At 72.0% G+C, this 12,134-nt stretch carries 11 protein-coding genes; all 11 read left to right on the top strand.

Annotated features, from left to right (window positions below; genetic code table 11):
• Positions 1-56: 56 nt before the first annotated feature.
• The 11 genes from AB0E14_RS00125 to hpnH all read left to right on the top strand — a co-directional run bounded on the left by AB0E14_RS00125 (position 57) and on the right by hpnH (position 12,032).
• Complete coding sequence (locus tag AB0E14_RS00125) at positions 57-935, top strand: glycosyltransferase (protein WP_362410300.1); 879 nt, start codon at positions 57-59, stop codon at positions 933-935.
• Positions 936-982: 47 nt separating this feature from the next.
• A complete protein-coding gene (locus AB0E14_RS00120; RefSeq protein ID WP_362409594.1) occupies positions 983-1,912 on the top strand; it encodes an ABC transporter permease in 930 nt (309 codons plus the stop codon).
• A complete protein-coding gene (locus AB0E14_RS00115) occupies positions 1,905-2,690 on the top strand; it encodes an ABC transporter ATP-binding protein (RefSeq protein ID WP_362409592.1) in 786 nt (261 codons plus the stop codon). The genes AB0E14_RS00120 and AB0E14_RS00115 overlap by 8 nt, the downstream gene beginning before the upstream one ends.
• A 119-nt stretch (positions 2,691-2,809) precedes the next feature.
• On the top strand, positions 2,810-3,481 hold the full coding sequence (locus tag AB0E14_RS00110; RefSeq protein ID WP_362409590.1) for a TetR/AcrR family transcriptional regulator: 672 nt from the start codon (positions 2,810-2,812) through the stop codon (positions 3,479-3,481).
• A gap of 299 nt (positions 3,482-3,780) precedes the next feature.
• Positions 3,781-4,692 (top strand): squalene synthase HpnC, encoded by a 912-nt coding sequence (hpnC, locus tag AB0E14_RS00105; RefSeq protein ID WP_362409588.1) that lies wholly within the window; start codon positions 3,781-3,783, stop codon positions 4,690-4,692.
• Positions 4,689-5,639: a presqualene diphosphate synthase HpnD gene (gene hpnD, locus AB0E14_RS00100; protein ID WP_362409586.1), complete on the top strand. Its 951-nt coding sequence runs from the start codon at positions 4,689-4,691 to the stop codon at positions 5,637-5,639. Before hpnC ends, hpnD begins: the two co-directional genes overlap by 4 nt.
• Positions 5,632-7,119 carry a hydroxysqualene dehydroxylase HpnE gene (gene hpnE / locus AB0E14_RS00095; RefSeq protein ID WP_362409584.1) on the top strand — a complete coding sequence of 496 codons (1,488 nt, stop codon included), beginning with the start codon at positions 5,632-5,634 and terminating at the stop codon, positions 7,117-7,119. Before hpnD ends, hpnE begins: the two co-directional genes overlap by 8 nt.
• The gene (locus AB0E14_RS00090; RefSeq protein WP_362409582.1) at positions 7,116-8,216 is read left to right on the top strand and encodes a polyprenyl synthetase family protein; all 1,101 of its coding nucleotides are present in this window, start codon (positions 7,116-7,118) and stop codon (positions 8,214-8,216) included. Before hpnE ends, AB0E14_RS00090 begins: the two co-directional genes overlap by 4 nt.
• Positions 8,217-8,336: 120 nt before the next feature.
• Complete coding sequence (shc, locus tag AB0E14_RS00085; RefSeq protein WP_362409580.1) at positions 8,337-10,322, top strand: squalene--hopene cyclase; 1,986 nt, start codon at positions 8,337-8,339, stop codon at positions 10,320-10,322.
• A complete protein-coding gene (locus tag AB0E14_RS00080; RefSeq protein ID WP_362409578.1) occupies positions 10,322-11,002 on the top strand; it encodes a 1-hydroxy-2-methyl-2-butenyl 4-diphosphate reductase in 681 nt (226 codons plus the stop codon). The genes shc and AB0E14_RS00080 overlap by 1 nt, the downstream gene beginning before the upstream one ends.
• A 7-nt stretch (positions 11,003-11,009) precedes the next feature.
• Positions 11,010-12,032: an adenosyl-hopene transferase HpnH gene (gene hpnH / locus AB0E14_RS00075; RefSeq protein WP_362409576.1), complete on the top strand. Its 1,023-nt coding sequence runs from the start codon at positions 11,010-11,012 to the stop codon at positions 12,030-12,032.
• Positions 12,033-12,134 lie beyond the last annotated feature (102 nt).

Genomic DNA, 12,134 nt, shown 5'->3' with positions numbered 1-12,134 from the left:
GCGGGCGGACGACCGACATGACGACGAGCAGGGGGAGAACGAGCGTGGCCACGCCGATGAAGCTGGGCGCCGTCATCATCACCATGGGCAACCGCCCCGACGACCTGCGCGCGCTGCTCGAGTCGGTGGCCAAGCAGGAGGGCGACCCGGTCGAGGTCGTCGTCGTCGGGAACGGCGCCCCCGTCACGGGGGTGCCCGAGGGCGTCCACACCATCGACCTGCCCGAGAACCTGGGCATCCCCGGCGGCCGCAACGTCGGCATCGAGGCCTTCGGCCCCGAGGGTCCCTGCGGCCCCGTCGACGCCCTGCTCTTCCTGGACGACGACGGCCTGCTGGAGCGGAACGACACCGCCGAGCTGGTCCGCGAGGCCTTCGCCGCCGACGAGCGGCTCGGCATCATCAGTTTCCGGATCGCCGACCCGGAGACCGGTCTCACCCAGCGCCGGCACGTCCCGAGGCTGCGCGCCGCCGACCCGATGCGGTCCTCGCGCGTGACCACCTTCCTCGGCGGCGCCAACGCCGTCCGCACCCAGGTCCTCGCCGAAGTCGGCGGCCTGCCCGACGAGTTCTTCTACGCGCACGAGGAGACGGATCTGGCCTGGCGGGCCCTCGACGCCAACTGGATGATCGACTACCGTTCCGACATGGTGCTGCTCCACCCCACCACGCCACCGTCCCGGCACGCGACGTACCACTACAACGTGGCCCGCAACCGGGTATGGCTGGCCCGGCGCAACCTCCCCGCACTGCTGGTTCCCGTCTATCTCGGTGTCTGGCTGCTCCTGACCCTCGCGCGGCGCCCCTCGGGCCCCGCGCTCAAGGCCTGGCTCGGCGGTTTCCGGGAAGGCTGGACCACTCCCTGCGGACCGCGCCGGCCCATGAAATGGCGTACGGTGTGGCGGCTGACCCGACTGGGACGCCCGCCCGTCGTCTGACACGTGGTGCCTGACCACCGCGCATCTGAATACGAAAGTTCCGACCTGTGAGTGAGACAACCCACGACGGTGCGGTCGCGACGAGCGCCCCGCCATCCGTCGACGACCGCCTGACCCCGGCCGAGCTGGCCACCAAATACGGTCTTGCGGTCAGCGGTGCCCGGCCCGGGTTCTTCGAGTACATCCGGCAGCTGTGGGGTCGGCGCCACTTCATCCTCGCCTTCTCCTCGGCGAAGCTGACGGCGCAGTACAGCCAGGCGAAGCTCGGGCAGATCTGGCAGGTGGCGACCCCGCTGCTGAACGCCGGTGTCTACTTCCTGATCTTCGGGCTGATCCTGGGCGCCGGTCAGGGCATGCCGACCAAGGTGTACATCCCGTTCCTGGTCACCGGGATCTTCGTCTTCACCTTCACCCAGAGCTCGGTGATGGCGGGCGTCCGCGCGATCTCCGGCAACCTCGGCCTGGTCCGCGCGCTGCACTTCCCGCGCGCCTCGCTGCCGGTCTCGTTCGCGCTCCAGCAGCTCCAGCAGCTGCTGTTCTCGATGATCGTGCTGGCCGCCAGCGTGATCGCCTTCGGCAGCTACCCGTCGCTGAGCTGGCTGCTGCTGATTCCGGCGCTGTTCCTGCAGTTCGTGTTCAACGTCGGGCTGGCCATGATCATGGCGAGGATGGGGGCCAAGACGCCCGACCTCGCCCAGCTCATGCCCTTCGTCATGCGGACCTGGATGTACGCCTCCGGCGTGATGTTCTCCATCCCGGTGATGCTCGCGGACAAGCCGGCCTGGATCGCCGACGTCCTCATGTACAACCCGGCGGCGATCTACATGGACCTGGTCCGGTTCGCCCTGATCGACGACTACGGCTCCTCCAACCTGCCGTCGCACGTCTGGATGGCGGCGCTCGGCTGGGCGCTGGCCATCGGCATCGGCGGCTTCGTCTACTTCTGGAAGGCCGAGGAGAGGTACGGCCGTGGCTGACATCACCAAGGGGCGCGTTCCCACCGTCATCGCCGACGAGGTCCACATCGTCTACCGGGTCAACACCGGGGGCGGCGGCAAGGGCAGCGCCACCGCGGCCCTCAGCCGGATCGTCGGCAAGGGCAAGGCCGAGGTCTCCCGCGGCGTCCGCAAGGTGCACGCCGTGCGCGGGGTCACCTTCACCGCCTACCGGGGCGAGGCCATCGGCCTCATCGGCAGCAACGGCTCCGGCAAGTCCACCCTGCTGCGCGCCATCGCCGGCCTGCTCCCCACCGAGAGCGGCAAGGTCTACACCGACGGGCAGCCCTCGCTGCTCGGCGTCAACGCCGCGCTGATGAACGACCTCACGGGCGAGCGCAACGTGATCCTCGGCGGCCTCGCCATGGGCATGAGCAAGGACGAGATCCGCGAGCGCTACCAGAGCATCGTCGACTTCTCCGGCATCAACGAGAAGGGCGACTTCATCAGCCTGCCGATGCGGACGTACTCCTCCGGCATGGGCGCCCGGCTCCGGTTCGCCATCGCGGCCGCGAAGAACCACGACGTCCTCATGATCGACGAGGCCCTCGCGACCGGTGACCGCAGGTTCCAGATCCGCTCCGAGGAGCGCATCAGGGAGCTGCGCAAGGAGGCCGGCACGGTCTTCCTGGTCAGCCACAGCAACAAGTCGATCAGGGACACCTGCGACCGGGTCCTGTGGCTGGAGAAGGGCGAGCTCCTGATGGACGGCCCCACCGAAGAGGTCATGCGGGCGTACGAGCGCGAGACCGCGCGGTAGTCGCCGCACCCCCCGTACGAAGGCCCCCGCCCGACCGGCGGGGGCCTTCGCGTTCCCCACTCCGCCCGGCGCCGCCGACCGGGAATGTTCATGCGGTCAACATCGGGCAGGATGAGCCCATGGCAGCGATCACCGGGGGAAAGACCTACCACCACGGCGATCTGCGCAACGCGCTGATCTGTGCCGCCGTCGACCTCGCCACCGAGGGCGGCCCCGAACGCGTCGTCCTGCGCGAGGCGGCCCGCCGGGTCGGCGTCTCGCCCACCGCCGCCTACCGCCACTTCGAGGGCAGGGGCGAGCTGCTCGAAGCCGTCAAGACCCACGCCCAGCGGGCGCTCGCCGACTCCATGGAGCGGGCCGCCGAGCGGGTCCCCGGTGCCGACGACCCCGCCCTCGCCGCCGAACTGCGCCTCGCCGCCCTCGGCCGCGGCTACGTCGGCTTCGCCCTGGACCACCCCGGCCTCTACCGGGCCGCCTTCTGCACCCCGCGCGCGGCCTGTGGCGAGCCCTGGGCCCCGCCCGGGCGGGCCGCCGAACCCGAACCCGAGATCCGCGCGTTCGCCCTGCTCACGGAGGCCGTGAACGCCCTCACCGGGGCCGGCCGAGGCAGGCGGCGCGCCCGGCCCGCCGCCGAGGCCGCCACGTGGTCGACCGTGCACGGACTGTCACTTCTGCTCCTCGACGGCCCGCTGGACGCCCTCCCGGCCCAGCGCCGGGCCGACGTCGTCGAGTCCACCCTCGCCCTGGTGGTCTCCGGGGCCCGCGCCGGCCGGGCGCGGTCGGGAAGCTGAACTTCCGCTCCACCGGGGCGGGTTGACGACCCGGGTGTTCTTTTCGCGCGGCGCCCGGCACCCCGACGAGGCACTCGCCGTTGTACAACGTAAGCTGTAGCGGTGCTGATTCGTGGCAAGTGGGTCGATAACCCCTAGGCATCCTCGGGCGTCAGACGGTGAGCCGTCCGTGACGGACCGGTGGCGTGTCCGAAATAGGATGGATTGGATCGGCAGTGTAGAACAGGAGATGTGACGGCCATGACGCGAAATCTCCAGCTCCACGAGGGTGTCGCCGTCCCCGCGTCGGGCAGCGGCCAGTGACGGGAACCCGGCGGGTGCGCCCCGAGGCCTCCGCGCGCACCACCCTCGACAAGGCAGCGGACGAGAACTTCCCCGTGGCCCCCTTCTTCCTGCCGCGTGCCTGGCGCGACGACCTGATGGCCGTCTACGGCTTCGCCCGGCTCGTCGACGACATCGGCGACGGCGACCTCGCCCCCGGCGGAGCCGACGCCCGCCACCTCGGCGTCGCCCCCGAACGGGCCGAGGACCGGATCGCCCTGCTCGACGCCTTCGAGGCCGACCTCCTCCGGGTCTTCGACGGCACCCCGCACCACCCCCTGCTCCGCGCCCTCCAGCCGACCGTGCGCCGCCGCGAACTGGCCCCCGAGCCCTTCCTCGGCCTGATCGGGGCCAACCGCCAGGACCAGCTCGTACGCCGCTACGAGACGTACGACGACCTCCTCGCCTACTGCGAACTCTCCGCGAACCCCGTCGGCCGGCTCGTCCTCGGCATCACCGGAACCGCCACCCCCGAGCGCATCGAACGCTCCGACGAGATCTGCACCGCGCTGCAGATCGTCGAGCACCTCCAGGACGTCGCCGAGGACCTCGGCCGGGACCGGATCTACCTGCCCGCCGAGGACATGAAGCGGTTCCACGTCACCGAGGACGACCTCGCCCGGCCGACCGCGAACGCCTCGGTGCGCGCCCTGATCGCCTTCGAGGCCGACCGCGCCCGCACCCTGCTGCGCGACGGCACCCCGCTGGTGGGCAGCGTGCGCGGCAGGCTGCGCCTGCTCCTCGCCGGCTTCACGGCCGGCGGCCTCGCCGCCCTCGACGCGATCACCGCCGCCGGGTTCGACGTCCTGTCGGAACCCCCCAAGCCCACGAAGCCGAGTCTGATGCGCGAAGCGGGAACGGTCCTGCTCCAAGCGCGGAGAGAGGGGTGAGCCGGACCGTGGAGGGACAGACGGAGACGTCGGCGCCGGTGCAGGCCGCGTACAGCTACTGCGAGGCCGTCACCGGACAGCAGGCGCGCAACTTCGCCTACGGGATCCGGCTCCTGCCGACCGACAAGCGACAGGCCATGTCCGCGCTGTACGCGTTCTCGCGCCGCGTCGACGACATCGGCGACGGCCCGCTCGCGCCCGAGGCCAAGCGGGAGCGGCTCGAAGCGACCCGCGCGCTCCTGGACCGGGTGCGGCACGACAAGGTCGACGAGGACGACACCGACCCCGTCGCCGTCGCGCTCGCCGACGCCTCGCGGCGGTTCCCCATCCCGCTCGGCGGCCTCGACGAACTCATCGACGGCGTCCTCATGGACGTGCGCGGCCAGACGTACGAGACCTGGGACGACCTCAAGGTCTACTGCCGGTGCGTCGCGGGCGCGATCGGCAGGCTGTCGCTCGGCGTGTTCGGCACCCAGCCGGGCGCCCAGGGCGTCGAACGCGCGTCGGAGTACGCCGACACCCTCGGCCTGGCGCTCCAGCTCACCAACATCCTCCGCGACGTCCGCGAGGACGCCGGCAACGGACGCACCTACCTGCCCGCCGACGACCTCGCCAAGTTCGGCTGCGGCGACGGCTTCGGGAGCGAGACCCCGCCGGCCGGCGCCGACTTCACCGGCCTCGTCCACTTCGAAGTACGCCGCGCCCGTGCCCTGTTCGCCGAGGGCTACCGGCTGCTGCCCATGCTCGACCGGCGCAGCGGCGCCTGCGTCGCCGCCATGGCCGGCATCTACCGCCGCCTCCTCGACCGGATCGAGCGCGACCCGGAGGCGGTGCTGCGCGGCCGGGTCTCGCTCCCAGGCCGGGAGAAGGCGTACGTCGCCGTGCGCGGTCTCTCCGGCCTCGACACCCGCACCGTCTCCCGACGGGCCGTCAGGAGGCGTGCCTGATGCCCCGGTACGCGCCCCGGCACCGGGCAACCCCGCGCCGCACCACGGCGTCCCTGCCTGCGACGACCCGAGGGGAGGCGGCATGACCGAGCGTGAGACGGGCCGGGACGCCGCCGCGCACGCCGTCGTCGTCGGCGGCGGGCTCGCCGGCGTCACCGCCGCGCTCCAACTCGCCGACGCCGGGCTGCGCGTGACGCTCCTCGAAGGCCGTCCGCGGCTCGGCGGGCTCGCGTTCTCCTTCCGCCGCGGCGAACTCACCGTCGACAACGGCCAGCACGTCTACCTGCGCTGCTGCACCGCCTACCGGTGGTTCCTCGACCGGGTCGAGGGCGCGCACCTCGCCCCCCTCCAGGACCGGCTCGACGTACCCGTCCTGGACGTGGCCCACCCCCGCGGCCCGCGCCTCGGACGGCTGCGGCGCACCAACCTGCCCGTACCGCTGCACCTCGCCAAGAGCCTGGCGACCTACCCGCACCTCTCGCTCGCCGAGCGCGCGAGCGTCGGCCGCGCCGCGCTCGCCCTCAAGAGCCTCGACCCCGCCGACCCGGCCCTCGACGGCATCGACTTCGCCACCTGGCTCGGCCGCCACGGCCAGTCCCCGCGCGCCATCGAGGCCCTGTGGGACCTCGTCGGCGTCGCCACCCTCAACGCCACCGCGCCGGACGCCTCCATGGGCCTGGCCGCCATGGTCTTCAAGACCGGACTGCTCTCCGATCCCGGCGCCGCCGACATCGGCTGGGCCCACGTGCCCCTCGGCGAACTGCACGACACCCTCGCCCGCAAGGCCCTGGACTCCCTCGGCGTCCGCACCGAACTGCGCACCAAGGCCGAGCGGATCTCCCGTACCGACGACGGCCGCTGGGCCGTCGACGTACCGGGGGAGACCATCGAGGCCGACACCGTCGTCCTCGCCGTCCCGCAGCGCGAGACCCGCGAACTCCTCCCCGACGGCGCCCTCGACGACCCCGACCGGCTCCTCGACATCGGCACCGCGCCCATCCTCAACGTGCACGTCGTCTACGACCGCAAGGTGCTCAGGCAGCCCTTCTTCACCGCGCTCGGCTCCCCGGTGCAGTGGGTCTTCGACCGCACCGACTCCTCCGGTCTCCAGGGCCCCGGCCAGTATCTGGCCGTCTCGCAGTCCGCCGCCCAGGACGAGATCGACGCGCCCGTCGCCGCCCTGCGCGAGCGCTACCTCCCGGAGCTGGAGCGCCTGCTGCCCGCCGCGCGCGGCGCCGGGATCCGGGACTTCTTCGTCACACGGGAGCGGACAGCGACGTTCGCCCCCACTCCGGGCGTCGGCCGGCTCCGTCCCGCCGCCCGCACCCACGCCCCCGGCCTCTACCTGGCCGGCGCATGGACCGCCACCGGCTGGCCCGCGACCATGGAGGGCGCGGTCCGCAGCGGTTTCAGCGCCGCGGGCGCCGCGCTCTCCGCCCTCGGCCGCCGCCATGAACATCCGCTGCAGGAGGCGGCATGAGTGTGAGTACTGGAACAAGAGGAGAGACCGTGCCGACTGTGCCCCCGGTGAATCCGGCCGTCGACACCGCGGACGTCACCGCTCTGCTGGAGCGCGGGCGGACCCTGTCCACCCCCGTCCTGCGCGCCGCCGTCGACCGGCTCGCCCCGCCCATGGACACCGTCGCCGCCTACCACTTCGGCTGGATCGACGCCCAGGGCAACCCCACCGACGCCGACAGCGGCAAGGCCGTGCGCCCCGCCCTCGCCCTGCTCTCCGCCGAGGCCGCCGGAGTCGCCCCCGAGGTGGGCATCCCCGGCGCCGTCGCCGTGGAGCTGGTCCACAACTTCTCGCTGCTGCACGACGACCTCATGGACGGCGACGAGCAGCGGCGCCACCGCGACACCGTCTGGAAGGTGCACGGCCCCGCGCAGGCGATCCTCGTCGGCGACGCGCTCTTCGCGCTCGCCAACGAGCTGCTGCTCGAACTCGGGACCGTCGAGGCCGGCCGCGCCACCCGCCGGCTGACCACCGCCAGCCGCAAGCTCATCGACGGGCAGGCCCAGGACATCTCCTACGAGCACCGCGACCGGGTCACCGTCGAGGAGTGCCTGGAGATGGAGGGCAACAAGACCGGCGCCCTGCTCGCCTGCGCCGTCTCCATCGGCGCGGTCCTCGGCGGCGCCGACGACCGCACCGCCGACAAGCTGGAGGAGTACGGCTACCACCTCGGCCTCGCCTTCCAGGCCGTCGACGACCTGCTCGGCATCTGGGGCGACCCGGAGTCCACCGGCAAGCAGACCTGGAGCGACCTGCGCCAGCGCAAGAAGTCCCTCCCCGTCGTCGCCGCTCTCGCGGCCGGCGGTCCGGCCTCCGAGCGGCTCGGTGAGCTGCTCGCCGCCGACGCCAAGAGCAGCGACTTCGAGAGCTTCTCCGAGGAGGAGTTCGCCACCCGTGCCGCCCTCATCGAGGAGGCCGGGGGGCGGGCATGGACCTCGGAAGAGGCCCGCCGCCAGCACGCCATCGCCGTCCGTGCCCTGCACGAGGTGGACATGCCCGAGCGCGTCCGGGCCCAGCTCACCGCGCTCGCCGACTTCGTCGTCGTACGGAAGAGATGATCACCATCACCCTGATATGAGTGCGCGGTCGCCGGCCGGTGCCACCCGGCACCGGCCGACGGCAGACCCGAGTGAAGCAGAAAGTACACACCAGTACACCGCCTGCACGAAGGGGAAGCCATGACAGCGACGACCGACGGAAGCGCCGGGGCCATGGGCCCCCGGACGACCGCGGCCAGCACCACCGACACCACCACGCACGCCCCCGGCAGCCTCGACGAGGCCGCCGCCCGGGCGGCGGAACGCTCCATCGCGCACCTGCTCGGCTGCCAGGACGCCGAAGGCTGGTGGAAGGGCGACCTGGAGACCAACGTCACCATGGACGCCGAGGACCTCCTGCTGCGCCAGTTCCTCGGCATCCGGGACGAGGCGACCACCCGCGCCGCCGCCCTGTACATCCGCGGCGAACAGCGCGAGGACGGCACCTGGGCCACCTTCTACGGCGGGCCCGCCGAGCTCTCGACCACCATCGAGGCCTATGTCGCGCTGCGGCTGGCGGGCGACCGGCCCGAGGACCCGCACATGGCCCGCGCCGCCGCCTGGATCCGGGAGCGGGGCGGGATCGCCGGCGCCCGGGTCTTCACCCGGATCTGGCTCGCCCTCTTCGGCTGGTGGAAGTGGGACGACCTGCCCGAGCTGCCGCCCGAGCTGATCTTCCTGCCGAAGTGGTTCCCGCTCAACATCTACGACTTCGGCTGCTGGGCCCGGCAGACCATCGTGCCGCTCACCGTGGTCTCCGCCAAGCGGCCTGTGCGGCCCGCGCCCTTCCCGCTGGACGAGCTGCACACCGACCCGGCCCGGCCGAACCCGGGGAAACCCCTGGCACCCGCCGCGAGTTGGGACGGCGCCTTCCAGCGGCTCGACAAGGCGCTGCACCTCTACCACCGGGTCGCCCCGCGCCGGCTCCGCACGGCGGCCATGAACGTCGCCGCCCGCTGGATCGTCGAGCGTCAGGAGAACGACGGCTGCTGGGGCGGCATCCAGCCCCCCGCCGTCTACTCGCTGATCGCCCTGCACCTGCTCGGCTACGACCTGGAACACCCCGTCATGCGGGCGGGCCTCGAATCGCTCGACCGGTTCGCCGTCTGGCGCGAGGACGGTTCGCGCATGGTCGAGGCCTGCCAGTCGCCCGTCTGGGACACCTGCCTCGCCACGATCGCCCTCGCCGACGCGGGCGTCCCGGCCGACCACCCGGCGCTTCAGCGGGCCGCCGACTGGATGCTCGGCGAGGAGATCGTCCGCCACGGCGACTGGACCGTCCGACGGCCCGGACTGCCCCCGGGCGGCTGGGCGTTCGAGTTCCACAACGACAACTACCCGGACATCGACGACACCGCCGAGGTCATCCTCGCGCTGCGCCGCGTCACGCACACCGATGCCCACCGGGCCGAGGCGGCCATCGCCCGGGGCACCCGCTGGACCCTCGGCATGCAGTCGAAGAACGGCGCGTGGGCCGCCTTCGACGCCGACAACACCAGCCCCTTCCCCAACCGGCTGCCGTTCTGCGACTTCGGCGAGGTCGTCGACCCGCCCTCGGCCGACGTCACCGCCCATGTCGTGGAGATGCTCGCCCACGAGGGCAAGGCCCACCACCCGCGCACCCGCAGGGGTGTCGAGTGGCTGCTCGCCGAACAGGAGCCGAACGGCGCCTGGTTCGGCCGCTGGGGCGTCAACTACGTCTACGGGACGGGCTCGGTGATCCCCGCGCTCACCGCCGCCGGGGTGCCCCGCTCCCACCCGGCGATCCGCCGGGCCGTCGACTGGCTGGAGTCCGTGCAGAACGAGGACGGCGGCTGGGGCGAGGACCTGCGCTCGTACAAGCCGCAGCCCTGGATCGGGCGCCCCGCCTCGACCGCGTCCCAGACCGCCTGGGCGCTGCTCGCCCTGCTCGCGGCCGACGGACCCGAGAGCAAGGCCGTGCGGCGGGGCGTCGCCTGGCTCGCCGAGACACAGCGGGCCGACGGCTCCTGGGACGAGCCGTACTTCACCGGCACCGGCTTCCCCTGGGACTTCTCCATCAACTACCACCTCTACCGGCAGGTCTTCCCGCTCACGGCCCTCGGCCGCTATCTGAACGGCGAGCCGGCCGTCCCCAAGGAGGACTGATGGGCGCAGAGCCGGGGCCGTCGGCCGGCTCCGCACCGCCGCTGCTGATCGCCTGCGCGCTCGGCATCGAGCAGCTCGCCCTGCGCAGCGGTGACCGGACCGGCGCACCCGGCCCCTTCACCGTGGTCCGCACCGGCATGGGCCCGGCCCACGCCCGCCGGGGCGTCTCCCGGGCCCTGGACCGGGAGCCCTGGCGGGACGCCGCCGTCATCGCCTCCGGCTTCTGCGCCGGTCTCGCCCCCGGGATGCACCCCGGAGACCTGATCGTCGCCGACGAGACCCGGGACGAACCGGGCGGTCCCGGTACCGGCCCCGGCACCGTCACGGCCTGCACCGGGACCGAGCTCCTGGTGAAGGCCCTGACCAGGGCGCTGCCCGGGCGCACCGTCCACACCGGGCCCCTGACCGGCTCCGACCATGTCGTCAGGGGCCACGAGCGGGCCGAGCTCGAGGCCACCGGCGCCATCGCCGTCGACATGGAGTCCGCCGCCACGCTCCGTACGGCGCTGGTGGCGGGACCGCGTCCGGTTGCGGCCGTCCGGGTGGTCGTGGACGCTCCAGAACATGAACTGGTCCGGATCGGCACGGTACGCGGGGGAATATCAGCGTTCCGTGTTCTTCGTGCCGTCCTTCCCGCATTCTTCGAATGGCACCGTTCTTTGCTGCTCCCCAGGAGGTGAGCGAGTTATGGCCATGCCGCTCCGTCAGTCCATCCGGGTCGGGACCTACCTCTTCGAACAGAAGCTCCGCAAGCGGGACAAGTTTCCGCTGATCGTCGAGCTGGAGCCGCTGTACGCCTGCAACCTCAAGTGCGAGGGCTGCGGGAAGATCCAGCACCCGGCCGGTGTGCTCAAGCAGCGGATGCCGGTCGCCCAGGCCGTCGGCGCCGTCCTGGAGTCCGGGGCGCCGATGGTCTCCATCGCCGGCGGCGAACCACTGATGCATCCTCAGATCGACGAGATCGTGCGCCAGTTGGTCGCCAAGAAGAAGTACGTCTTCCTCTGCACCAACGCGATGCTGTTGCGCAAGAAGCTGGAGAAGTTCACCCCTTCGCCGTACTTCGCCTTCGCGGTGCACATCGACGGGCTGCGCGAGCGGCACGACGAGTCCGTCGCCAAGGAAGGCGTCTTCGACGAGGCGGTGGCGGCGATCAAGGAGGCCAAGCGGCGCGGCTTCCGGGTCACCACCAACTCGACCTTCTTCAACACCGACACCCCGCAGACCATCATCGAGGTGCTGAACTACCTCAACGACGACCTCCAGGTCGACGAGATGATGATCTCGCCCGCGTACGCGTACGAGAAGGCGCCCGACCAGGAGCACTTCCTCGGCGTCGAGCAGACCCGCGAACTCTTCAAGAAGGCCTTCGCGGGCGGCAACCGGAGCCGGTGGCGGCTCAACCACTCGCCGCTCTTCCTCGACTTCCTGGAGGGCAAGGCGGACTTCCCGTGCACGGCCTGGGCGATCCCCAACTACTCGCTCTTCGGCTGGCAGCGACCCTGCTATCTGATGAGCGACGGCTACGTGCCCACGTACCGGGAGCTGATCGAGGAGACCGACTGGGACAAGTACGGCCGGGGCAAGGATCCGCGCTGCGCCAACTGCATGGCGCACTGCGGCTACGAACCGACCGCCGTCCTCGCCACCATGGGCTCGCTCAAGGAGTCCCTGAGGGCGGCCCGCGAGACGGTCTCGGGCAACCGCGGATGAGATGACGCCCACGGGAGGGCCCGCGACCGGATCGGATCGGACCGGACCGGACGCGGGCCTCCCACGGGCGCCGAGCGGAACGAACCTCCCACGGGCGTCGAG

This window comes from Streptomyces sp. NPDC047981 (genome assembly GCF_040653315.1).
Taxonomy (GTDB): Bacteria; Actinomycetota; Actinomycetes; order Streptomycetales; family Streptomycetaceae; genus Streptomyces.
This window is presented reverse-complemented; position numbering and strand designations above follow the sequence as displayed.